Annotated in this window: 19 protein-coding genes; 14 read left to right on the top strand and 5 right to left on the bottom strand. The window is 36.0% G+C overall.

Going from position 1 to position 24,121, the window contains the following annotated elements:
- Positions 1–4: 4 nt before the first annotated feature.
- From DFQ03_RS16485 to DFQ03_RS16510, 6 genes are all read left to right on the top strand, one after another.
- Positions 5–2,233, top strand: a complete 2,229-nt coding sequence (locus DFQ03_RS16485) for an alginate lyase family protein (RefSeq protein WP_133674346.1) — start codon at positions 5–7, stop codon at positions 2,231–2,233.
- Between the two features lie 19 nt (positions 2,234–2,252).
- Positions 2,253–2,627 (top strand): cupin domain-containing protein, encoded by a 375-nt coding sequence (locus DFQ03_RS16490; RefSeq protein ID WP_036156630.1) that lies wholly within the window; start codon positions 2,253–2,255, stop codon positions 2,625–2,627.
- A gap of 823 nt (positions 2,628–3,450) precedes the next feature.
- On the top strand, positions 3,451–3,819 hold the full coding sequence (locus DFQ03_RS16495) for a RagB/SusD family nutrient uptake outer membrane protein (protein ID WP_133674347.1): 369 nt from the start codon (positions 3,451–3,453) through the stop codon (positions 3,817–3,819).
- 272 nt (positions 3,820–4,091) lie between these two features.
- On the top strand, positions 4,092–4,793 hold the full coding sequence (locus DFQ03_RS16500; protein ID WP_133674348.1) for a FadR/GntR family transcriptional regulator: 702 nt from the start codon (positions 4,092–4,094) through the stop codon (positions 4,791–4,793).
- A 120-nt stretch (positions 4,794–4,913) separates the two neighbouring features.
- Positions 4,914–6,215: an MFS transporter gene (locus DFQ03_RS16505; RefSeq protein ID WP_133674349.1), complete on the top strand. Its 1,302-nt coding sequence runs from the start codon at positions 4,914–4,916 to the stop codon at positions 6,213–6,215.
- Positions 6,216–6,248: 33 nt separating this feature from the next.
- Positions 6,249–7,010, top strand: coding sequence for an SDR family NAD(P)-dependent oxidoreductase (locus DFQ03_RS16510; protein ID WP_133674350.1), 762 nt, complete (start codon positions 6,249–6,251; stop codon positions 7,008–7,010).
- Positions 7,011–7,064: 54 nt separating this feature from the next.
- Here DFQ03_RS16510 and DFQ03_RS16515 read toward each other — a convergent pair whose 3' ends face one another.
- Positions 7,065–8,081, bottom strand: a complete 1,017-nt coding sequence (locus tag DFQ03_RS16515) for a LacI family DNA-binding transcriptional regulator (protein WP_133674351.1) — start codon at positions 8,079–8,081, stop codon at positions 7,065–7,067.
- A gap of 148 nt (positions 8,082–8,229) precedes the next feature.
- On the opposite strand from DFQ03_RS16515, the gene DFQ03_RS16520 reads away from it, so the two are divergent.
- From DFQ03_RS16520 to DFQ03_RS16545, 6 genes are all read left to right on the top strand, one after another.
- Positions 8,230–9,276: a sugar kinase gene (locus tag DFQ03_RS16520; protein ID WP_073240465.1), complete on the top strand. Its 1,047-nt coding sequence runs from the start codon at positions 8,230–8,232 to the stop codon at positions 9,274–9,276.
- Positions 9,277–9,311: 35 nt separating this feature from the next.
- Positions 9,312–10,532, top strand: coding sequence for a 6-phosphofructokinase (locus tag DFQ03_RS16525; protein ID WP_133674352.1), 1,221 nt, complete (start codon positions 9,312–9,314; stop codon positions 10,530–10,532).
- Positions 10,533–10,539: 7 nt separating this feature from the next.
- Positions 10,540–11,208 (top strand): bifunctional 4-hydroxy-2-oxoglutarate aldolase/2-dehydro-3-deoxy-phosphogluconate aldolase, encoded by a 669-nt coding sequence (locus DFQ03_RS16530; RefSeq protein WP_133674353.1) that lies wholly within the window; start codon positions 10,540–10,542, stop codon positions 11,206–11,208.
- Between the two features lie 254 nt (positions 11,209–11,462).
- The gene (locus DFQ03_RS16535; RefSeq protein ID WP_133674354.1) at positions 11,463–13,127 is read left to right on the top strand and encodes a tetratricopeptide repeat-containing sensor histidine kinase; all 1,665 of its coding nucleotides are present in this window, start codon (positions 11,463–11,465) and stop codon (positions 13,125–13,127) included.
- A 2-nt stretch (positions 13,128–13,129) separates the two neighbouring features.
- A complete protein-coding gene (locus tag DFQ03_RS16540; RefSeq protein WP_133674355.1) occupies positions 13,130–13,795 on the top strand; it encodes a response regulator in 666 nt (221 codons plus the stop codon).
- A gap of 193 nt (positions 13,796–13,988) precedes the next feature.
- Complete coding sequence (locus DFQ03_RS16545) at positions 13,989–14,711, top strand: hypothetical protein (protein ID WP_133674356.1); 723 nt, start codon at positions 13,989–13,991, stop codon at positions 14,709–14,711.
- On the opposite strand, the gene DFQ03_RS16550 is transcribed toward DFQ03_RS16545, so the two are convergent.
- Genes DFQ03_RS16550 through DFQ03_RS16560 form a run of 3 tightly spaced genes read right to left on the bottom strand, consistent with a single transcriptional unit; the run spans position 14,712 to position 21,489 of the window.
- Positions 14,712–15,602, bottom strand: coding sequence for a transglutaminase family protein (locus tag DFQ03_RS16550; RefSeq protein WP_133674357.1), 891 nt, complete (start codon positions 15,600–15,602; stop codon positions 14,712–14,714).
- A gap of 2 nt (positions 15,603–15,604) precedes the next feature.
- Positions 15,605–18,166 carry a circularly permuted type 2 ATP-grasp protein gene (locus tag DFQ03_RS16555; RefSeq protein ID WP_133674358.1) on the bottom strand — a complete coding sequence of 854 codons (2,562 nt, stop codon included), beginning with the start codon at positions 18,164–18,166 and terminating at the stop codon, positions 15,605–15,607.
- A complete protein-coding gene (locus DFQ03_RS16560) occupies positions 18,166–21,489 on the bottom strand; it encodes a transglutaminase family protein (protein ID WP_133674359.1) in 3,324 nt (1,107 codons plus the stop codon). Before DFQ03_RS16560 ends, DFQ03_RS16555 begins: the two co-directional genes overlap by 1 nt.
- Before the next feature lie 250 nt (positions 21,490–21,739).
- Here DFQ03_RS16560 and DFQ03_RS16565 point away from each other — a divergent pair, with 250 nt between their 5' ends.
- Together DFQ03_RS16565 and DFQ03_RS16570 are read left to right on the top strand one after the other, a co-directional pair.
- Positions 21,740–22,282 carry a DUF4287 domain-containing protein gene (locus tag DFQ03_RS16565; protein ID WP_133674360.1) on the top strand — a complete coding sequence of 181 codons (543 nt, stop codon included), beginning with the start codon at positions 21,740–21,742 and terminating at the stop codon, positions 22,280–22,282.
- Between the two features lie 67 nt (positions 22,283–22,349).
- A complete protein-coding gene (locus DFQ03_RS16570) occupies positions 22,350–23,222 on the top strand; it encodes a cation diffusion facilitator family transporter (protein WP_133674361.1) in 873 nt (290 codons plus the stop codon).
- Here DFQ03_RS16570 and DFQ03_RS16575 read toward each other — a convergent pair whose 3' ends face one another.
- Complete coding sequence (locus DFQ03_RS16575; protein WP_133674362.1) at positions 23,223–24,119, bottom strand: flavin reductase family protein; 897 nt, start codon at positions 24,117–24,119, stop codon at positions 23,223–23,225. It abuts the gene before it with no gap.
- Positions 24,120–24,121 lie beyond the last annotated feature (2 nt).

A 24,121-nucleotide genomic window follows, 5' to 3' on the forward strand; every position in this document is an offset into this window, starting at 1 on the left:
TAGCATGATTAAATACTTAACAACAGTACTTCTTTCAATTTGCGCTATTTTAATAACGATCAGCACAGCTGCACAAGAACATCCTAGCCTAATTCTTACCAAAGAAGGAGTTGAAAAAATTAAAGCAGAATTAAGTTCTCTACCTCTATTTGATGCATCGCTACAAAAACTGAAAGAAGAAATTGATGCCGAAATCGCTTTGGGTATCGATACGCCTATACCTAAAGATTATTCTGGTGGTTACACACATGTACGTCATAAACGTAACATGTTCGTAATGCAACAAGCCGGTGTTTTATATCAAATTTTGGAAGATGAGAAATATGCCAAGTACGTAAAAGACATGCTATTGCAATATGAAAGTATTTATAAAACATTACCGTTGCACCCGAAAACAAGATCATACGCTCAAGGTAAATTGTTTTGGCAATGTTTAAACGATTCTAACTGGTTGGTTTACGTTAGCCAGGCATACGATTGTATATATAATTACTTAAGTGCAGCTGAAAGAAAAAAGCTAGAAAAAAACCTTTTTAGACCATTCGCAGATCACATTTCAGTTGATAGTCCGCAATTCTACCAAAGAGTACACAACCATAGTACATGGGGTAATGCCGCTGTTGGTATGATCGGCTTAGTAATGAACGACAAAGAGTTAATTGATCGTGCTTTATATGGTATTCCAGATTTAGAGATGGATAAAACCGCTAAGGACGATGATGGCGGATTTATAAATAAGGAAGGTAAAGCAGGGTTTTTAGCGAACATAGAAGAACCTTTTTCTCCTGATGGGTATTATAACGAGGGGCCATATTACCAGCGTTATGCCATGTATCCGTTCTTAATTTTCGCGGAAGGCCTACAAAATGTAAAACCAGAATTGAAAATTTTTGAATATAAAGATGGTGTTCTTTTAAAATCAATTAACGCCCTTTTGAATTTATCTGATGCAGATGGTGAATTTTTTCCGCTTAACGATGGTCAAAAAGGAATGTCTTATTACACCGATGCTTTAGTTACCGCTGTAGATATTTCTTATTATTACGGAAACCAAGACCCTGGCTTATTGAGTATTGCAGAAAAGCAAAAAAAAGTATTATTAGATGATTCTGGATTGGCAGTTGCACTGGGAGTGAAAAATGGAAAAGCAAAACCTTTCATTAAAAAATCGATCAACTTATCTGACGGACCTGGCGGAAAACAAGGTGGTGTCGGTATTTTACGAAGTGATGACTTAGAACTTGTATTTAAATATGCAACACAAGGATCAAGCCATGGTCACTATGATAAGTTATCATACTCTTACTATGAAAATGGTGATGAAGTATTACAAGATTATGGTCTTGCCCGTTTTGTGAATATTGAACAAAAAGGTGGTGGTAATTATCTGAAGGAAAATAAAACTTGGGCGAAGCAAACGATTGCCCACAACACCCTTGTGCAAAATGAGAAATCTCACTACCAAGGCAAATATGATATTGGTAGCAAGCACAACCCTATTTTACATGTTTTTGATGATTCTAATTCCAATGTACAACTAGTTAGTGCCAAGGAAACTAACGCGTATCCAGGAACGGAGATGCACAGAACAATGGCTATCATAAAAGATGATGGATTTGAAAAGCCTTTTCTGCTTGATATTCTAAGAGTTAAATCTGATAGTACAAACCAATATGATCTGCCATTTTATTTTATGGGTCAAGTATTGAAAACAAATTTTGAATATGAAGTTCCGAAAATACTTGAGCCTTTAGGTATTGATAACGGCTATCAACATTTATGGTCAGAAGGTTGCGGAAGTACAACAGAAAAAAACACTAAGTTAAGTTGGCTAGAAAAAGGGAGGTTCTATACCTTAACATCTGCAACCTCAGAAGATGACGAGTTAAGATTTGTACGAATAGGTGCCAATGACCCTGAGTTTAATTTAAGAAGAGAAGCTGGTTTTATTATCCGTAGAAAAGATACAGATAACACACTTTTTGTCTCAACTATAGAAGCGCATGGAAGCTATAGTCCGGTTTCAGAATCTGCTGTTAATTCTAATAGTTCTATTTCAGCATTAGAGGTCGTTTTAGATACTGAAGATTACACAGCTATTTCTATAACTACTGTTAAAGATATTAGTAAATTATTTATTGTAGCAAATACAAATGCTTCAAAAGAAGCTACACATACTGTAAAAATTAACAATAAGAATTATGAGTGGTCTGGTTCTTATTATTTTAAATAAATATTAAAGAATAAAAATTATGAAAAGATTCAGTGAAAAATACGTCATTACAAAAGATATGGAATGGGAAGTGCTTGGAGGAGGAGTTTCAAGAAAGTTCTTAGGCTATGACAACCAAATTATGATGGTTAGAGTAAAATTCGACAAAGGAGCATTAGGTGCCCCTCATCAACATTTTCATACACAAGCTACCTATTGCGTTTCAGGTAAATTTGAATTTGTAATCGATGGTGAGAAACAAATTGTAGAAGCAGGTGATGGCGTTTATATTGAACCTAATTTATTACATAGTGCAGTTTGCCTTGAAGAAGGTGAACTTATTGATACTTTTAGCCCTGTCAGAGAAGATTTCTTAAGTGGAGTAGGTCCATCTTATTTCGGAGACAAAGAGTAAGACCTAAGCTATCTACAGTTACTTTTAGTGGCTTCAAATAGATTTTTTGAAGTACTATTTTTATCACATATAAAATGTTGAACCAATACTTATGACAACAGAGAATATATCCTTTTCAGGGAAATTTAAAGAACGTCTTAAGAATTTTGGTCCAGCATTTTTTATTATTGGTTACGTTGTAGGCACTGGCAGTTTAAACTCAAAATGACTGCCTAACGGATTTATTTAAAAAGAAAGCCATTCGTTCTTTAATCTATTTTCTATCGTTATTCCGGTAGGCATACCTATTCTCCTATTGTGCTACCAACTACACGAGTATATATTTAATACTCATCAAATTAGTCCCTAACATCTTAATAAGGTAACACCTTATTTAAAAAATTGCTAAAGGGTATACAGACATATTTTTAAAAACTGTCTTTAAAAAGGGCATTTTACTATTCCATCAGAACTAAAAGAAGTTATTAAACATTCTGTTCATCACCTACTACTAGAAACCAAAAAATAATTGAAACTCTAGAGCCCAAAGCGATTCAACATTAACGATTTATTACCAAAAAATAAATTTATTCAAAAGTGAATATATGTATCACAAAGATTAATAACTCTGTTAACTATATACCATATTCTCAATACTTGTTAGACTTAAAATATGATTTCTAAAAATCTAACCTAGTGAAAGTTGTTAAAATGTGATAATCTCTTTTTTTAACGAATAAATAACATATATTTGGTAAACCAATTTGGATAACCAGTTTGGGTAACCAAACTATCACATTATTCGAATTATCATCAATCTTAAATAAACATAATATGACTACAAATGAATTTAAAAATAAAATTGGGGTTAGTAATGATGTTGTTACTCAGCACTGGTGCCATCTTTATGTATACAGAAACACTAAACGAAACAAGTTCGCCTGCCTCTACAGTATTTCAATGGTTAGATACTATAAGATCGAGAGTAGGTTTAACAAGCTTAAAAGGTACAGTAAGCTCACAAGCTGAGGTTAGTCAAGAACCAAGAGTAGAGTTAGTCTTAGAAAATCATAGATGGTTCGATTTGGTTAGAACGGTTACCGTTGATGCTACAATGGGTCAAACGATTGACAGTAACTATTATGTGTTTTCAATTCCGTCATCTGAAGTACTTGCAAGTGGTGGCGTTATTACACAAAACCGAAGGTATTAAGTTATAAGCTTTTTTTACTATCTGTAGATTCATGAATTAGCGTACAGAATATTTAGGTAATGAAAATTAAAGCATTTACTAAAGTAAGTTGTTGAGTTAGTTTTTAAAAAAAGATTGCTGGCTTGTTAAGCGGGTCGGCAATCTTTCATAATGAAAACTTTTAGTGAAGTTCTCAATATTAAGGTCTTGAAAAATTTGATAACACAGTTATTTTCATAAATTTGATAAACCAATCTGGTTAACCAATTTTTTATTAATATGAAATGTGATATATGAAGCTAGAAATCCTTACCAGAAACGAACACAAAGAACTTCACAATTTAATAATTGCAAACATTCGAGATTTAATTAATCGCAAGAATCTTGAACCAGGAGACAAATTACCCTCTGAGCGTATGCTATCAGAACGATTTGAAGTTAGTAGAAGTAATGTTCGCGAAGCAATTCAAAAACTTGAATTTTACGGTATTTTAAAATCGAAACCACAAAGTGGAACGTTCGTAGCCGATATTGGCCAAGTGGCAATGAACGGTATGATGAATGATATTCTTGCTTTAGAAGATCCTGATTTCAAGTCATTGGTTGAAACCAGAATTCTTTTAGAATTAAAGACTGTTAAACTAGCTGCCAAAAGAAGAACTGACAGCGATTTAGAAAGAATGAAAGCCGCTTTAGAGGCTTACAAAGTAAAAGTATTGAATAACGAAGACGCAGTTCAAGAAGATTTACTTTTTCATTTGGCAATTGCTCAGGCATGTGGCAACAGTACTATCAATAGAATGATGCTGATTATTACACCAGAGATCATCAATAATTTTGAAAAATATCATGTATGTGATAAGAACCAAAGTCAAAAAAGATTAAAAGAGCATCAAGATATTTTTAAGGCTATTAAAGAACAAAATACACAGAAAGCAAAACAAATGATGAAAGATCATTTTGTTGAACTGTATAAATATTGCTACAACATTTAGAGGGGAAATAAAACTACCCTAATTAACCAACGGATTGAAAAGATTTAGGTCATTTTAGATTTTATCAAAGTATACCTTAATATTTTCATCAGCAAGCTATAACCAAAAAAGAACAGAATTATGAAAATTAAAGGATTAAGATGGTGGGTTATTGCTTTAATCGCAATTGCTACAATAATCAATTACATTGACCGTCAATCTATCGGAGTTCTTTGGCCAGATATTGCAGAAGATTTGTTTCCGGATAAATCAAATGATGAACGTAAAGAAATTTTTGCCACTATTTCAGTTGTTTTCATGTTCGCTTACGCTTTTGGGCAAGCTATCTTCGGTAAAATTTTAGACTGGTTAGGCACACGAATCGGTTTTGCCATTTCAATCGGTATTTGGTCTATTGCAACGGCACTTCACGCCTTGGCACAAGGAGTTCTAAGTTTTGGAATATTTAGAACAATTCTAGGAATTGCAGAGGCAGGTAACTGGCCAGGAGCCGCAAAAGCAAATGGAGAGTGGTTTCCAACTGAAGAAAGAGCGTTTGCTCAAGGTCTATTTAATTCTGGAGCCGCTATTGGTGGTATTATCGCTATACCTGCTATTGCTACTATGACAATATATTTTAGCTGGCAAATGATATTTATTTTAGTGGGTGCACTAGGTTTGCTATGGTTGATACCTTGGTTAATATTAGTAAAAGCACCTCCAAAAAAACATCCTTGGATCTCAGATGAAGAACGAAACTATATATTAACAGGTCAACAAAATCAAGATATAGATAATGATGGCACTCCAGACGACGGGTATAATCCAGACACTTCTAATCTTTTAAAGCATAAACAAAGTTGGGGTGTAATCATTGCTTCGGCAGCTATCGATCCAATCTGGTGGTTATTTGTGGTATGGATTCCTATATATCTAAATGAGGTTTACGGTATGGACGTAAAAACTATAGGTATTTATGGGTGGGTGCCTTATGTAGGTGCTATGCTAGGTGCCTGGTTCGGCGGACTTTTTGCTCAGAATCGTTTAAAAGCAGGATGGACTGTTGATAAAACTAGAAAAATAATAATTACAATAGGTTGCTTAATAATGTTACCTAGTTTGTTAGCAATGGCTAACCCAGGTGGACCTACAGGAGCCGTACTAATTATGGCACTAATATTATTTGGTTTTCAAACTGCAATTGGTAATGTTCAAACTTTGCCAAGTGATTTTTTTGGAGGGAAAACAATTGGAACTTTATCGGGTATAGCCGGAATGGCCGCTAAATTAACAGCTGCTGCATTAATTTATTTAGTGCCTTGGTTAACCTCTGGTGGTAATTATACACCTGCATTTGTAATAGGTGCAACAATGGCAATTATTGCATTAGCAAGTATCTGGTTATTATGCGGTAAAATTGAACCGTTAAATGGAAATAATTAAACTGAATTAAGAATAGATTAAATAAATTATAACATGAGTACAGAAGGAAAAGTAGCAGTAATTACAGGAGCAACTGGAGGAATCGGATTTGCAGTTGCTAAAAGATTAGGACAAGATGGATATACAGTTATCTTAAACGGAATAGATGACGCAGCTGGTGCCGAAAGAATCAAAGAACTTACTGCAGAAGGTATTACTGCTGAGTACTTAGGATTTGATGTTACCAATGAAGAAGCGGTTGCGAAAAACATTAAAGCAATTGGTGAAAAATATGGTAAAATAGATACGCTTGTAAACAATGCAGGTGGTCTAGGTGGTAGAGCGCGTTTCGAAGAAATGACTACTGAATTTTACAGGTCTGTAATGGCATTGAACCTTGATTCAGCTTTCTTTGCGTCAAGAGCTGCCATACCTTACCTTAAAAAAGGTAACCATCCATCTATCATTAACTATACATCGAATGCAGGCTGGACAGCTGGTGGACCAGGTGCTGGTATCTATGGTACTTCTAAAGCGGGAGTTCATGCGTTAACTAGAGCTTTAGCAAAAGATTTGGCTGAATATGGTATTAGAGCGAATGCAGTATCTCCAGGTACTATTGACACTCCTTTCCACGCTCAGATCAAAGCAACTAAACCAGAAGTTTTCGCTTCTTGGGCAAATAACATAATGTTAGGTAGACTAGGGCAGCCAGAAGATGTAGCTGGTGTTGTTTCTTTCTTAGCTAGTAAAGATGCTGCTTTCATTACTGCAGAAACTGTACAAATCGGTGGAGGTCAAGCTTTAGGTATCTAGTAAATATTTATACTTTATAAAAAAGCGTTATTGTGAATCTCAATAACGCTTTTTTTATTCTGATGAACTTCTAACGATCAGTTCTGAATCTAAAATTATTTTATTTAAAGATTGTACGATTACATCTTGATCAACATAACCCAAAAAAGTTTCTGCGGCAAGCTTTCCTATTTTATCGCTATGCTGACTAATACTGGTAATAGAAGGTGTCACCAAAGAAGTGAACGGTTCATTTCCAAACCCAACCAATTTAATTTCTTCAGGTACTTTGATATTCTTTTCCTTTAAAACCTGTAGCGCACCCAAAGCAGCATAATCACTTGCTACATAAACGGCATCAGGCCTATTTTTTAAAGCCAATAATTTTTCAATTTGTTGTCTACCATCCTCCAATGTCAAGCTGCTTTCAATTAACAACTCATCATCATGTGGTAAATCATGCTTTTTAATAGCATCTATATACCCACGTATTCTGTTATTAAATATTCGAGTTCTACGGTAACCGCCTATATGGGCAATTCGCTTACAACCCTGAGCCACTAAATGGGCTATAATCATATGACTACTATCGTAATCATTAATACCTACATAATCAACGTTCAAATCATTCTCACCCCTATCGAAAAGAATTAAAGGAATTCCGTTAGATTTTATTTTTTCATAATATGATAGATCAACCGTTTCGTTAGCCATCGAGGCAATAATACCATCTACCTGTAAATAAAGCAATGTATCTATATTGTTGCACTCCTTTTCAAATGATTCGTTAGACTGCGTTATTATAATATTATACCCGGCTTTATTAAGAACGCCCTCCATGCTCTCGACCACTGAAGAAAAAAAATGACTATTAGTTCTAGGCACGATAACGCCCACTAATTTGCTTTTACCTTTTCTTAGTGCACTTGCCAGATGATTAGGTTGGTAGTTCAACTCTTTGGCAACCTGTCTCACGGCTTTTTTAGTTTTTACGCTTATTCGTGTATCGTCATTTAAAGCTTTGGAAACAGCTGCTGTTGAAATACTTAAAACATTGGCAATGTCTTTTAAAGTTGTTCTTTTTTTATTCAATTACTTTATATATATTTGTTTAATCGATTAACCAAAAGTAAGACTTTAATTAACTTAAACAAAGAATGTCTGTTTTGGTTATTTTTTAACTAAAGTGGTTAATCGATTAAACAAACGATAAATCAATACATATAAACTTAATATTCACATGAAAAAAGTAGTAACATTCGGCGAGATAATGCTTCGCTTAGCACCAGAAGGATTTTTGAGATTTTCACAAGCAAATAGATTTGATGCTATTTACGGTGGTGGTGAATCTAACGTAGCTGTTTCTTTAGCTAATTATGGTGTTCCTGTAGATTTCGTAACACGTTTACCAAAGAATGATATTGGTGAATGTGCAATGATGGAAATGCGTAAAAGAGGTGTTGGTGTAGATAAAATTGTTTATGGTGGCGATCGTTTAGGTATCTATTTCTTAGAAACTGGTGCAGTATCTAGAGGTAGTAAAGTAGTATATGATAGAGCACATTCGGCTATTGCTGAAATAGAGTCTGGCATGATCGATTGGGATGCTGTTTTCGAAGGTGTAGAATGGTTTCATTGGACGGGTATTACGCCTGCTATTTCTCAAGGTGCTGCAGATGTTTGTTTAGAGGCTGTAAAAGCTGCTAGTGCAAAAGGAATTACTATTTCTACAGATTTAAACTACAGAGCTAAACTTTGGACATTTTGTGATGATGCACATAGAGAAAAAATCATGTCTGGTTTAACTGAATACTGTGATGTTATTTTAGGTAACGAAGAAGATGCTGAAAAGCATTTTGGAATTCACCCTGAAGGACTTGATGTTCATAAAGATGGTGCCGATGTTAAAGCGGAAGCTTTCTTATCTGTTTGTAAGCAAATGATGAAGAAATTCCCTAAAGCTAAAAAGGTAATTACAACATTAAGAGGTTCTATTTCTGCATCGCACAACACATGGGCCGGTGTATTATGGGACGGTTCTAAAATGTACGAAACCCGTCAATACCAAATTACGGATATCGTTGACCGTGTTGGTGGTGGTGATTCTTTTATGGGTGGTTTGATCTACGGATTATTAAAATACCCAGAAGATGATCAAAATGCACTTGACTTTGCTGTAGCGGCTTCATGTTTAAAGCATACCATTAAAGGAGATGCCAACTTAGTAACAGTTTCTGAAGTTGAGAAACTAATGGGCGGTGATGCTTCTGGTAGAGTTGCTAGATAATTAGAAAATTGCTTTAACCTTTCTAAAAACTGAAAATGTCGAAAAAATCTGTTTTAATTCTTTGTGGTGGCGGACCTGCACCTGGTATAAATACCGTGATCAGTACCGTGGCAAAGGCATTCTTAAAAGATAATTATCGCGTTCTAGGTTTACATGAAGGATTCAAGGGAATTTTTGATCAAAATCCTCAAATCAAAAAATTCGATTTTTTCCATGCTGACAGGATTTTTAGTAGAGGTGGCTCTACGTTAATAATGAGCCGTTTTAAACCTAAAAACGAAAAACTAAACACTAGCCTTTTTATTGACAATAATGTAAAACTGTTGGTAAGTATAGGTGGTGACGACACTGCTTCTACTGCCAACAGAATTACGGGTTTTTTGAATAAAGAAGGTATTTCTATTGCCAATATTCACGTACCTAAAACCATTGATAACGATTTACCGTTACCAGATAGAAACCCAACATTTGGGTTCCATTCTGCAAAAGATGAAGGTGTACGTATTGGCAATACTACCTATGAAGATGCTCGTACCAGTCAAAACTGGTTTGTAATGTCTACCATGGGGCGTTCTGCGGGGCATTTGGCATTCGGTATTGCGGCTAGCTGCCACTACCCTATGATGATTATACCAGAAATGTTTGACCGCACTGCTATCACTTTTGACAAAGTGGTTAGAATGGTCATCTCTTCAATGATCAAACGTAAAATTGAAGATATTCATTACGGTGTCGCACTGATTAGTGAAGGAGTCTTTCATAATATGCCCGATTCAGAATTAGATAAATGTGATATTAAATTCACTTATGACGACCATGGGCACCCAGAGTTAGGTAATGTTAGTAAAGCGCATATTTTTAATATGCTCGTTCAAAAAAAATTAAAGGAGTTAGGTATTGATATTAAAAGTAGACCAGTTGAACTAGGCTACGAATTACGCTGTTGTAGACCTATTGGGTTTGACCTTACATTATGTACGGTTCTGGGTCTTGGCGTAAAAAAATTATTTGATGAAGGCAAAAGCGGCTGTATGGTCACTGCGAATTCTAGAGGCGAAATTACTCCGCTGTTCTTATCAGAAATTCAAGATGAGAACGGTAAAATTGCTCCTCGATTGGTAGATATTAATTCAGAATTGGCAGAATTATGCTTCCAAAACTTATTCTATATAACTGAAGAAGATTATATAGAGGCAAAAAAATATGTAGATAACCCTTCAGTCTACGATTTCAACAAAATTTTAACTGAGAAATAAAAAATAAATGGCACAATATTCAAGAATAGAAGTAGCAAACGTAATGAAGGAATCTGGCATGGTACCTTTGTTTTATCACCCAGATGTAGAGTTAGGTAAAAAGGTTTTACAAGCTTGTTACGATGGTGGCGCACGTTTAATGGAATTTACAGCTCGTGGCGATTTCGCTTTCGAAGTATTTTCTGAATTGAACAAATATGCAATAAAAAATCTACCTGGCATGATCATGGGTGTAGGATCAATTACTGATGCCGGTGCCGCCTCATACTATATGTCTCTTGGTGCAAATTTCATTGTAACCCCTTCTTTAAGAGAAGATATTGCAATAGTCTGTAACCGCAGAAAAGTATTATGGTCTCCTGGTTGTGGTTCTTTGACCGAAATCAATAAGGCTGAAGAAATGGGCTGTGAGATCGTAAAATTATTTCCTGGTGACCTATACGGACCTGGATTCGTAAAAGGTATTAAAGGACCTCAACCTTGGACAAGCGTTATGCCTACCGGTGGTGTTAGTACCGATGAAGCTAATCTAAAAGGTTGGTTCGATGCAGGTGTTACTTGTGTTGGTATGGGATCAAAACTTATTAGTAAAGATATTTTAGCAAATAAAGATTACGCTGGTCTAGAAGCTTTGGTAAAAAACACCTTGACTACCATTAAAAAGCTTCGTTCATAAAGTATAAAGGTTTCTCTGCATGGTTTAGCCCATGCAGTGTCATCTTTTAAAAGTGCATATTTAAGTTGTTAGTTGGAAAAGGGCATTTAAACTTTAGCGTTACGCTAAGGTTTGGTGCTCTTTTTGTTTATCACAGTATCAAGTTACCTTCTCTTTATTAATTAAATCACTCATATTCAGTGTGATAATTTTTATAAATAATAACAAAAACCTAATTCAAAAAATAATACCCAAAAAGTGTCTACTTTAGAGGAATGTCATACAAAAAGGTTTCATTTCCCCTACGTTTTCTTTGTTTGTTTACCATGACCTTTTGCTTGTCATTAATTGGAACAGCCCAAACATCTTCTGATAGTTCTAGATTATATCGAAAAGCCATCTTACAGCCTGCCAACCCTCAAGACCTACCCTCTGGAATTTATTATTACACCAAAAAAAAAGAAATAGATTTAGAGCTAAAAGATACCTTAAATGCAATTTATGACTTAAGACTTTTATCGATAGCAGAATTTAAAATAGGCAACAATTTTAGTAGTGAAAACCATGTAGTCGAAGCTATTAACCTAATTGAATCTATGTCGACCAAAGACACTTTAATTAATTCTAGGGTAGGTCTATATAATCAATTGGGGCGTATTTACAGAACTTCAAATAACTCAACTGAAGCCATAAGAACTTTTGACAAGGCCTTAGAGATAGCGAATAAATTAAAGGACAGTGTTGTCATTCTTAATAACAAAGCTAATATTTATAAAGATTTACGCGATTATAAAAGTGCCCTTAATATCCATTCCTTTCTATTTGCAAAACGCTTTGAATTAAAAGATGATAATCAAATGTCGTTAGTAGCTGATAATTTAGGGCATGTACAATCTAAATTAAATTTACCCGAAGGTTTACAAAATTTAAAGTATGCTTTAGAGCTTCGTGAAAAAAATAATGATTTCATTGGCCAACACGCAAGCAATACCCATTTAGCTGAGTTTTATTTAAATAAAAAAGATACCAATACAGCTGTTGCCTATGCAAAAGAGGCTTTAGCGCTTTCTGACAAGATAAATAGCCGCTCCTTTAAGCTTGATGCTATTTCTACGCTTATGAATATGGACAAAAATCCCTTAATTCATGAATATAAAAAATTGACAGATAGTATTGCGAACGCCAAACAGTTAGCCGAAAATAAAAATGCGTTTCTAAAATACAATGTTGCTGAAGAACAAAAGAAAACGCAAGCCAGTATTCTTCTTCAAGAAATTGAATCTCGAAAAAGATTGGCTTACCAAGCGCTTGCTTTTATTATTTTTCTAATTCTAATAGGTTCTTATTTTATTTATAGAAACAGATACCGAAAAGCAAAAATTGAAGAAATCTATAAAACGGAAACTAGAATCGCTAAAAAAGTACACGACGAAGTAGCGAATGATATGTATAAAGTGATGACTTCTCTTGAGAACAATTCTGGCATAGACAGTAATATTTTGGACGAAATGGAAAAAATTTACACCAAAACACGAGATATTTCTAGAGATAATAGCGCAATTGACCTTAGAGAGGATTTCGGATTACAATTAAACGATTTGCTACTGGGATATAAGAACGATAAGGTAAAAGTAATTACCCGCAACCTTTCAAAAATGCCATGGGATACTGTTCCCGAACTTAAAAAGACTACCGTTTACAGGGTATTGCAAGAACTCATGACCAATATGAGAAAACATAGTCAAGCAACTTTCGTTACTTTAATTTTTCAAAAAAAAGGTTCTAAAATCCACATAATTTATAAGGATAATGGTGTTGGAAGTGATCTTTTTAAGAAAAATGGTTTACAACATACGGAATCCCGTATCGCTTCTATAAATGGAACTATTAATTTTGAATCTAAGAAAGGTGATGGCTTTAAGGCATCAATAATAATCTAAGCATGTTCAAAAAAGTTTTAATTGCGGAAGATATGGAAGACATCAACAAAGGTGTGTTTTCTTTACTGACCGAATTGGGAGTTACACAAATAGATCAAGTACAGTATTGTGATGATGCTTACCTAAAAATTAAAAGAGCTGATGTTGACGATGTACCATTTGACCTGGTAATATCGGATCTTTCATTTAAAGTAGACCACAGATCACAAACATACCCAACTGGTCATTCATTGGTTGAAAAGTTAAAATCAGAATTCCCTGGTTTAAAGGTAATTGTCTACTCGGTCGAAGATCGCTTGCAAGCCGTTAGAACCCTTTTTAACCTACATCATATAGATGCCTATGTATGTAAAAGTAGAACCGGACTCAAAAATCTGACTCAAGCAATCAGTGAAGTTGCTAAAGATGAAAAATTTTTATCACCAGAAGTTTCTAATGCATTCAGTAGCGAAAATGAATTAGAAGTAGACGATTATGATATTTCTCTGTTAGATAATCTAAGCAAAGGCCTATCTCAAGATGAAATCAGTGCATTATATAGGCAAAAGAATATATCACCAGCTAGCTTAAGTTCAATTGAAAAACGTTTAAACAAATTACGTATTCAATTTAATGCCAATAACGCCATACACCTTGTGGCTATTGTAAAAGATTTAGGTCTAATTTAGTAGTAATATAGCGCGTTACGGAAAACCGTAACCAACTTATAAACAATGGTATTAGTTTTGATCTCGCTTAGCGATAGGTACACTAACCATTTATTAAAACATTAATGCTATGGCCATCCTGCTGAAAAGGTATTTCGGGGGAACTAACCAATTTGGCGGGAATGGCCTTTTTATAAACCACTTATTAAAAACTATGCGTAAATTAATTCCGTTCTTAATTGTTCTCTTTATACTCATACCTAAACAAAACCAAGCTCAAGACAGTGGTGCTGCAATTGCAGGAGCTGTGGGAGCATTAGCTGCAATAGGAGCCGGAGTTGCTGCTGTAGAGCAAATGAAGGAACGTGCTGAATTAACGGCAACGGAATGGTTATTGGCAAATAACCCTGATATCACAAGTTTTTCATTAAAAACGATAGATTTTGATGGCAAAAAACTGAAAGATATGTCTTCAACATCTGTCATTACCTTTAAAATTCAAGAATTTGTACCGACCGACAAGCCAGAATTAGATGGAAAAAAACAAGTTTTACTGGGTTTCACAAGTCATGGATGGATTAATGAATATGGAATTGATTTCAATAAAATAAAATGGTTTTTGATTGATGAACCGGAATGGACAAACATGATGGTCTCTTATGTAAAAGTAGCATCTGGCGCTGCAAATACTTCAGAGGTTGAGTCCACTGTCAAAAATGGAAGAATTGTCAATAAAGGAGTTAGACTTAAAAACAAAATGACCATCCCATTTTATCAGCTTTCTGGAGATATGTATGTTGTTACCGATTACTCTCACGAAATGAAATTTATATACAACGAAAAGTCACTAGGCATTTTTCTAAAAGACACCGGAGATTTAGTTCAAATTAAAAGAGGTAGTTTAATCGAATTACATGAATTCTTTTTTGAAGAATAATTAAACCACCGCAGCAATATCAACCGATACATTCAATTTACTTTGACCACTACCATAAACTACGCCTTTTAAAGGTGGTACATCATAGTAATCTCTACCCCAACCTACTACAATATGTTGGTCTTTTGGTATTTGATTGTTAGTCGGGTCAAAATCTACCCAACCAAAACCCGGAATAAAAATAGCGAACCACGCATGTGATGCATCTGCACCTATCAACTTCTTTTTACCAGGGGCAGGTAATGTTTCTATATACCCGCTTATATATCTTGCCGGTAAACCAACAGATCGTATACAGGCAATGGCGATTTGTGCGAAATCTTGACAGACACCCTTCTTCTCTTTCATCACTTCTTCAATTGGAGTAGATATAGTCGAGAACTCAGAATCAAAATCGAAATCGGTATAAATGCGTTGCATTAATTCGTATGCTGCTTCAAAAACCGACCTATCCCCTTTAAAAGATATTTCGGCATAATCACGTATCGCCTTATCGGTTCTTCTTATAAAAATAGATTCTAGTATATATTGCTTTGCCTCAAGAATCTCTGGGTGCATGCCATTTAATGCAGCAAGGGCATTACTCATTGTTACACTCTTACAGGCATCACTATTGAACGATTCGTGAAACTGAGCGTATTCCCTTTTTATTTTACTTCGAGTGGTAACTTTTAAGGTTTTATGTTCTGTCTGTATAGAAAAGCGGGTAATATAATTACCGAAGAAATCTATTCGTTCACTTATTTCTGCCGGTTCTGGCGAAATATCAATACTGTACTCTAGCAACTCTTGCCCTTTAGATTCTCTCGGGCGTAGCGTTGCTATATTATGACAATAGCTTACAGGAGCATTATAATCGTACTTAGTAATATGTGTAACGTTGAATATCATAATCAAATAGGAAAAGACTGTGTAAACAATTGGGTCTGCTTGTCTGTATGATTGAAATAGGTGTTAGAGATGGATTGCGATGCCTTGTACAATAAATCTGAAAGCTCCTCTAAAAGCGTATCTAAATCTTCGCGTTTAAAATCTGTTTCTGATTTGGTCATTGCCAATTTTGAAGACTCTGCCAACCTCAACTTTGAAAATGCCTCGAAAACATATTTTTGATAATTGTTTAATTGATGGTCATGTTTAGAATGCGGCAAACGTGCAATATCTTTTTGAATGCGATTGATCATAAAAGTCAGCGAACGTGCGTAATCTAAATCAAGCACTACCAAATCTAACACATGTGCCAACTCTATATGAGAACGGTAACTGTATCTATAAATATTTAAACTTTCGTGACTGGTCAATAAATACTCTAACAGGTCATACTCCACCTGCTCATCATATTTTATAGTCAATAAGGCTCTGCATTTGGTAATATTCAAGGTGCTTTGTTCTAATTGTAAGCCGATGAAGTATAACAACAAACCTTGTTGTACCATAATGCTTTCTTCAATCAATCCCATAAATGCAATTAAACGGGTAATTAATTGATTCAACACTTTTAATATTTTATTTATAGAATGATCCTTGCCATCTACCAAGGCATTCCATAGTTTCTGAATATTTTCAAATACACGCCACATATCTGAAGACCAGAGATTACGAATAGAGTAATAAGAATTGCTGAACATGCTAATGGTATGCGCTAGACTACCTATTCTATTTTTATCGAGAATTACCGATAACATTTCTTCATACGGATTGTCCATTGCCAGTTTACCGTCTTTGTCCTTTTCGACAAACCCCGGATATGTACCTGTTAATTGGGTAACAGCTTTAAACAAGACTTTTAACTTCTCAGAATCTGGCTTTTCATCTCTATTCTGAACAATTGCCATTTGGCGCATTACCGTTCGTAAAAAACGTGCATTCACCAATGTACGCCCTACATAACGGCCTGCCCAATATAAATTCTCGGCTGTTAAACTTGGTAGATCATCAAGTCCAGAAATTGCTATCGATGATTTCTTTTGCCATTGCCTGTTCTTATCTTCTTTTATTTCTGCATCATCTAAAATCCAAAAATCTTTACTGGTACCTCCTCTTTGGTTTGAAACTCTTACCGTTTCGCCATCGGGTGCTACTCTTACCAGACCACCTGGCATAACCGAATATTCACCTTTTGAAGCTATACAAAATGATCTAGCGACCACATTTCTAGGTTCTAATTTATCGTCTGAAAGATTAGGTGCCGTAGAAAAATTAATACGCTCTTGCGCCACAAAACGATAAGGTCGCTCTAGAATAACTTTTTTAAGCTCTTCTAATTCTTTAGTGCTCATTTGCTCGCAAAAGTATATGCTCTCTCTATTGGTGCGATCTATTCTCTTTATAACCAATTCAGATATATGTTCAAGCACATAGTTTCTTTCTTTCTCCTGGCCACACCACCAAGAAGCTATCTGAGGTAATTCTAATTCTTCCTTCAAAAAATACTTTGCAATTGCCGGCATGAAGGGAATTAAACCCGGATTTTCAATTACTCCGCTGCCAATAGGATTAATGACAGCTACATTTTTTCTTCGTACAACATCTAGCAATCCGGCAACGCCTAAATGGGAATCTTCACGCAGTTCTAACGGATCTGTAAACGCATCGTCTACTCTTCGTAAAACGACATCTATCTGCTTTAAGCCTTGCAATGATTTCATCCAAAGAAAACCATCTCGCACTACCAAATCATTACCCTGAACCAAGGGATACCCTAAGAACGATGCCATATAGGCATGTTCAAAATAAGTTTCGTTATGTGATCCAGGGGTAAGTATTACAATTGTCGGGTTCTCTTTTTTACCCGGTGCCGCGTCAATAAGCATTTGGTTGAATTCTTGAAAGAAACCCGATAAACGCTTTACCTTCATATCTGCGTACATATCTGATAGAATTCTACTTGTGGTAGATCTATTTTCCAACGCATACCCCATTCCTGAAGGTGCTTCTGTACGATCATTTACAACCCACAAACGCCCATCTGTACCTCGGCAAAGGTCTGCTGCATAAATAGAAAGAAATTTCTCTAATTTAATCTCCATACCTGAACATTGCCTTAGAAAACCACGATGACCATAAATGACTTCATAAGGTACAATACCGTTCTTTATAAGCTTTCGTTCGCCATAGACATCTTTGAGAACCAAATTTAGCAGTTCTGCCCTTTGCTTTAAACCTGCTTCTACGGTTGTCCACTCATTTTGGTGCAGCATAAAGGGAACCACATTCAGGTTCCAAGGTCTATGCATACCTTTTGGGTCGTTATATACATTATATGTGACACCGTTCTCAGATAACAACCAGTCAATATCTCTTTGACGGGCGGTCAATCCTGTAACCCCTAAGGTGTCAAATTCGGTTAATAATTTATTCCAATAGGGCTTCATACCATTGTTCAATGAATACATTTCATCATTGCCCTTTTGGGTATCATAATTATTAAACCAGCTCGTTTTTGTTGTTGGCATTACTTCTTACGTAAATCTGTTACATGCGGATACTCGGGGTTAACCGGCATCTCTTTGTATACAAATGTATTTGAACCTGCCTTAGGTTCAACCATTCTACCCGTAAAATTTGTTGAAGCGACCAATTCTGTAGGAGTTACCGCATCTTGTGTTACCCCAATATCCCAAAATCTATTGATTCTGCGAGATTCTGCCTCTAAACTATTTACAGGGTACGTATCGTAAGATCGCCCACCAGGGTGCGCCACAAAATAAGTACAACCACCAATAGACTTCTTGTTCCAATCATCAACAATATCAAAAACTAACGGAGTATCAACACCAATAGTAGGGTGTAATGCCGACCATGGCTCCCACGCTTTAAAACGAACACCAGCAACATACTCTCCTTTTGTGCCGGTCGAGCTGAGTTCTATTTTTACCCCATTACAGGTCAGTATATATCGTTTACTATTAAAATTATTCACTTTTACCTGAACACGCTCTAACGACGAATCTACATAACGCGATGTACCACCACCGGTCATTTCTTCGCCAAGAACATTCCAAGGTTCTATGGCCATTCGCAATTCCATTTGAATCGAATTTATTTCTACTAAACCGTATAATGGAAAACGGAATTCAAAAAATGGATCAAACCAATCTAACTTAAACGGATAGCCCGCGTCGTTCAATTGCTCTACGATATCTTTTACATCTTCTTTTACATAATGCTCTAGCAAGAATTTGTCATGCAGCTCTGTACCCCAACGCACCAAGTCATGCTTATACGGCTTTTTCCAAAACCAAGAAACCAATGTACGTACCAACAACATTTGCATTAGACTCATTTGTGCATGTGGCGGCATATCAAAAGCGCGTAATTCTAATATACCCAATCGTCCAGAAGAAGAATCTGGCGAGTATAATTTATCGATACAGAATTCTGCTCTGTGGGTGTTCCCCGTAATATCTGTTAATAGATGACGGAATAATCGATCTGTAATCCAAAACGGAACTTCTTCATCGTCCGGTATTTGAGAGAAGGCGATTTCAAGTTCGTACAAATTCTCTAACCTTGCCTCATCTACACGTGGCGCCTGACTCGTTGGTCCTATAAACGCCCCAGAAAACAAGTAAGATAAACCTGGGTGATGCTGCCAGAATGTTAATAGACTACGTAATAACTGAGGGTTTCGCAAAAGCGGACTATCAGCCGGAGTTACACCGCCCAAAGTTACATGGTTACCGCCACCTGTACCGGTGTGCTTACCGTCTAACATAAATTTCTCTGTACCTAAACGGGCTTGTTTTGCTTCGGCATATAATGTCAAAGTATTATCGGTTAACTCTTGCCAGTTTTTCGCAGGATGTATATTTACCTCTATTACCCCTGGATCAGGCGTTACTTTTAATACCTCTAACCTATTATCTCTTGGCGGTTCATAACCTTCTAAAATAACCGGAACGTTCAATTCTTTTGCAGTCGCTTCTATACATGCTACCAAATCTAAAAAGTCTTCTGCACTGTCTAATGGCGGAAGGTACAGAAATAACTTTTTCTCACGAACTTCGGCGCAAATTGCCGTACGTACATAAGGGTGCTTTCTTGGGTGCGAAGTAGATTTTAGTTTCATTCGCTTTTGCAATGCAGCACCTGGCGTTGGCAAATCTGGCGTGTTTTCAAATAACTCTACCTCTGCCGTTGGTTCTGATGGAATTGGTGGATCTTTTGGCAAAGCCGCTAAAGGCAAACGTAACCCAATTGCCGAATTACCGGGTGTAAGCAGTAAATTCTTATTTCTGAATTCCCATTTATTGGTAATCCATTTGTTATCTTTTTTAATCAACGGATACACATGACCTACCGTTTTTCCCAATCCTTGTTCTAAAATCTCCCCAAGCTTTCTGCGTAACTGGGTATCGTCTTTATTATATTTTTTCGGATTTACATCTACAGGTAATTTTCCCTCTTCCCACAAGAAATAAAAAGCATCTTCATAGGCAGGCATAACACTATTGGTTTTACAACCTAAATAGCCGCCCAATGTCTTTAAAAATCGTTTCGTTATATTTCTTGGCATTTTATATTCCTCAGAAAATGATGCCAATAAGCTTGGGGCTTTCCAAATTGGCTTACCATCTTTTCTCCAATGTATTCCAATCAACCAACGAGGTAGCGCTTCACCTGGGTACCATTTACCTTGAGCATGATGCAACAATCCGCCCTTTCCAAAAACCTCTAATAATCGAATAGACAATTTACTTGCCAATTCTCTTTTGTGTTGCCCATCTGCAGCAGTATTCCACTCTTCAGATTCCATATCATCTATAGAAACGAAGGTAGGTTCACCACCCATCGTCAAGCGAACATCATTTGCCTGTAATTCTTCTTCTACCTTAAAACCAAGATTGTAAATAGCATTCCACTGCTCATCGGTATATGGTTTTGTAACCCTCGGAGATTCGAATATTCTGGTGACCGAATTTTCAAATTCAAACGTAGTTTCTGCAAAATCTGTAAACCCGCTTACAGGGGCTGCACTTTCGTAAGATGGCGTACATGCTAAAGGTATGTGACCTTCGCCGGTAAATAGTCCAGAGGTGGCGTCTAAGCCTATCCATCCGGCACCTGGTAAATATACTTCTGCCCATGCATGTAAATCTGTAAAATCTTCTTCAGGACCAGAAGGACCGTCCAATGATTTTTCATCAGATTTCAATTGTACTAAATAACCCGATACAAAACGTGCCGCCAAACCTAAATGACGAAGTATCTGTACCAATAACCACGCAAAATCTCTACAAGAACCCAATTTGGCTTCTAAAGTTTCTTCACATGTTTGCACACCAGGTTCCATACGTAAGGTATAGTTCAGGTAATTATACAAGTTGCTATTCAGGTTAATTAAAAAATCGATACTTCGTAGCGGCGTCAAATCTATTTTAGAGAGATATTCTTTTAGTAGCGGACCACTTTCCACTTTTTCTAAATAAGGTAAAAGCTCCTTTTTAGCTTCTTCAGAATACTTAAAAGGAAATTCTTCACTCGCTTCTTCTACGAAAAAATCGAACGGATTAATCGTCTTTAAATCTGCAATGATCTCTACATCAACAGAAAGCTCGGTTGTCTTATCTGGGAAAACGATACGAGCCATATAGTTGCCAAATGGATCTTGCTGCCAATTAAAAAAATGGTTTTCTGGCTTTATTTTTATTGAATATGCCTCTATGGGTGTTCGGCTATGTGGTGCAGGTCGTAATCTGAATATGTGAGGAGATAGATTTATACTTCTATCATAAATATATTTTGTCTTGTGTTTGATAGCAACTTTTAATGCCATAATGCAGTGGGATTTCAGTACTAACTAATATAAGCACTAATAACAGCAAAAAGAAAACACAATTGCTTAATCGCTAAATTTTTATATATAAAAGAGTTGAAGAGATAATTATTGATAGATTCTTAATGTGGTGATTGAATTGTTGTTTTTTCTTTGAATAGGATAATTGGTGAAGAACAATGATTTAGGAAAGATACATTGAAACCTTTTAATTTTTGTAAATTAATATTTTTAACCAAACTCTAATAGAATGGAAAAGGCCCTGCAAACCATGATTGATAATATGCCTGAGAAAACCGGCAAATCTTTAAGCGAATGGAAATCAATTCTGAAAACAAAATCTTTTACGAAACATTCTGAAGGTGTCAATTTTCTAAAAAAAGAGCACAGAGTTACCCATGGCTTTGCTAATACGATTGTTACATTATCAAAGGAAGAAAACAACGCACCAGCAGACCTAGTTGAACAACAATATAAAGGCAAAGAAAGTTTACAACCAATTTACAAAGCAATTTTAAAAATAGTGAAGGCATTTGGCAATGATGTTACCATTACCCCTAAAAAAACTACTGTAAGTATTATTCGTAAAAAGCAATTTGCCCTTATAAAACCTGCAACTAAAACAAGAATCGACCTCGGACTCAAAATAAAAGACAAACCTACCTCTGACCGACTAGAATCTTCAGGTCCATTTGGTTCGATGTGTACACATAGAGTTCAACTCACTGAAGCTAACCAAGTGGATGATGAATTAATCGATTGGTTGAAGGAGGCGTATGAAAAAGCGGAGTAATATTTTATGATCTTAAATTTGATTACAAAAAATATACTTGATAATTTGAGTGTCTTACCTTTGTAATATGGGTATTGAGCAAACGGCAATTAAGACCACGTATTTCAGCATCATAGGTAACATTTGCCTGGCTTTAATTAAAGGTTTCGCTGGTTTTTTTGGTAACTCTTATGCACTTATAGCCGATGCTATTGAATCTACCACAGATATTTTTTCTTCTACTCTCGTACTCTTAGGTTTTAAATATGCGGAAAGACCCGCAGATGAAAACCACCCATACGGACACGGAAAAATAGAACCTATAATTACATTTTTAGTTGTCGCTTTTTTGGTGATTTCTGCTACCGTGATTGCTTATGAAAGTATTGAGAACATACAGACTCCGCATAAAGTTCCAAAAGCATGGACATTAATCGTTTTAGGTTTGATAATTGTATGGAAAGAAATATCATATCGTGTTGTTATTAAAAAAAGTAAAGAGACACAGAGCACCTCTTTAAAAGCAGACGCTTGGCACCACAGAAGTGATGCTATTACTTCAATAATGGCGTTTATAGGTATTTCTATTGCCGTAATACTTGGCAAAGGTTATGAAACGGCAGATGATTGGGCAGCACTTATGGCATCGGGCTTTATTCTATACAATAGTTACTTAATTCTAAGACCTGCTTTAGGAGAAATAATGGACGAGCAACGGTATGACGAACTATTGGAAGAAATACGTAAAAAATCACTGGAAGTACCCGGGGTTACCGGTACAGAAAAATGTTTTATACGAAAAGCCGGAATGAAATTTCATATTGACCTCCATGCCATGGTAGATGGCACTATATCGGTTACAAAAGGGCATGATATTGCACATTTACTAAAAGACCATCTACATCATGAAATTCCGAACCTTGGTCACATATTAATACATATTGAACCTGATGATTTGTAACTAAACCCCCAAATGCAACAAGGCCAAAGCATCTTCTGTTTTTCCTTCTGCCAACCACTGTTTTGCCAGTTTGTGCAATGCTACAGCATCTTCATCGCCGTTTAGTATAGATTTTACCTCGGCATTTTCAGCAATGATTGCTATTGCTTCTTTGGTAGGTAATTGTTCTAAATTTCCTAATCGCCCTAAATTATTACCTGTTAAAACGGTACTATTACGTACGGCTTCCGGTAACATATCTACACCAATCCCTTTGGTACGTATAGGTTTAGGAATTTCAAACAAAGCATCGCCATTAGCCCTGCAATACCAATTACCCCCCATACGGGCAACTAAATCTAATTTTGGAGTATCCAGTTTTCCTTCGGCATCTAGAAACGCTTTTTTTACATGAATCTGTACCACTTTGGCTAGGACTAAATTACCTGCTCCTGGTCCGTCGCCCAATGCTATTACTTGATCAACAACACACTCAAAAGCCACGGGTGCTTCTCCTACTCTTGGTGGTCGAACCTTGTCGCTAGGTACTTGTGTGAATCCTGCTTTTACAAACTCATTTACTCCATCACCATATTCGGTGCTTGACAACGACATTTGCTCTACCATGTCATAATTCACGATATTGATCACCGTTTCTTTTACTTCCAAAACATTTTCTAACGTATGCTTCGTCGTATTATCTCTACCTCGCCTAGAAGGTGAGAAAATCATGATTGGCGGGTTTACACTGAATAGGTTAAAATAACTGAACGGACTCAAATTTACATTGCCGTCTTTATCAATTGTGCTGGCAAAACAAATAGGTCTTGGCGCTACAGCAGATAATAAATACCCATGTAATTCTTGCTGAGAAATACTGTTTGGATCTATAGAATTGATTTCTTCGTTCTTTGACATGC

It is taken from the genome of Maribacter caenipelagi, assembly GCF_004364175.1.
Taxonomy (GTDB): Bacteria; Bacteroidota; Bacteroidia; order Flavobacteriales; family Flavobacteriaceae; genus Maribacter; species Maribacter caenipelagi.

Coding starts and splice junctions, on each gene's coding strand:
- DFQ03_RS16510 (WP_133674350.1), top strand. CDS start 6,249: ATGAGTACAGAAGGAAAAGTAGCAGTAATTACAGGAGCAACTGGAGGA.
- DFQ03_RS16555 (WP_133674358.1), bottom strand. CDS start 18,166: ATGCCAACAACAAAAACGAGCTGGTTTAATAATTATGATACCCAAAAG.
- DFQ03_RS16495 (WP_133674347.1), top strand. CDS start 3,451: ATGAATTTAAAAATAAAATTGGGGTTAGTAATGATGTTGTTACTCAGC.
- DFQ03_RS16575 (WP_133674362.1), bottom strand. CDS start 24,119: ATGTCAAAGAACGAAGAAATCAATTCTATAGATCCAAACAGTATTTCT.
- DFQ03_RS16560 (WP_133674359.1), bottom strand. CDS start 21,489: ATGGCATTAAAAGTTGCTATCAAACACAAGACAAAATATATTTATGAT.
- DFQ03_RS16490 (WP_036156630.1), top strand. CDS start 2,253: ATGAAAAGATTCAGTGAAAAATACGTCATTACAAAAGATATGGAATGG.
- DFQ03_RS16535 (WP_133674354.1), top strand. CDS start 11,463: ATGTCATACAAAAAGGTTTCATTTCCCCTACGTTTTCTTTGTTTGTTT.
- DFQ03_RS16500 (WP_133674348.1), top strand. CDS start 4,092: ATGAAGCTAGAAATCCTTACCAGAAACGAACACAAAGAACTTCACAAT.
- DFQ03_RS16530 (WP_133674353.1), top strand. CDS start 10,540: ATGGCACAATATTCAAGAATAGAAGTAGCAAACGTAATGAAGGAATCT.
- DFQ03_RS16545 (WP_133674356.1), top strand. CDS start 13,989: ATGCGTAAATTAATTCCGTTCTTAATTGTTCTCTTTATACTCATACCT.
- DFQ03_RS16485 (WP_133674346.1), top strand. CDS start 5: ATGATTAAATACTTAACAACAGTACTTCTTTCAATTTGCGCTATTTTA.
- DFQ03_RS16540 (WP_133674355.1), top strand. CDS start 13,130: ATGTTCAAAAAAGTTTTAATTGCGGAAGATATGGAAGACATCAACAAA.
- DFQ03_RS16565 (WP_133674360.1), top strand. CDS start 21,740: ATGGAAAAGGCCCTGCAAACCATGATTGATAATATGCCTGAGAAAACC.
- DFQ03_RS16525 (WP_133674352.1), top strand. CDS start 9,312: ATGTCGAAAAAATCTGTTTTAATTCTTTGTGGTGGCGGACCTGCACCT.
- DFQ03_RS16520 (WP_073240465.1), top strand. CDS start 8,230: ATGAAAAAAGTAGTAACATTCGGCGAGATAATGCTTCGCTTAGCACCA.
- DFQ03_RS16505 (WP_133674349.1), top strand. CDS start 4,914: ATGAAAATTAAAGGATTAAGATGGTGGGTTATTGCTTTAATCGCAATT.
- DFQ03_RS16550 (WP_133674357.1), bottom strand. CDS start 15,602: ATGATATTCAACGTTACACATATTACTAAGTACGATTATAATGCTCCT.
- DFQ03_RS16570 (WP_133674361.1), top strand. CDS start 22,350: ATGGGTATTGAGCAAACGGCAATTAAGACCACGTATTTCAGCATCATA.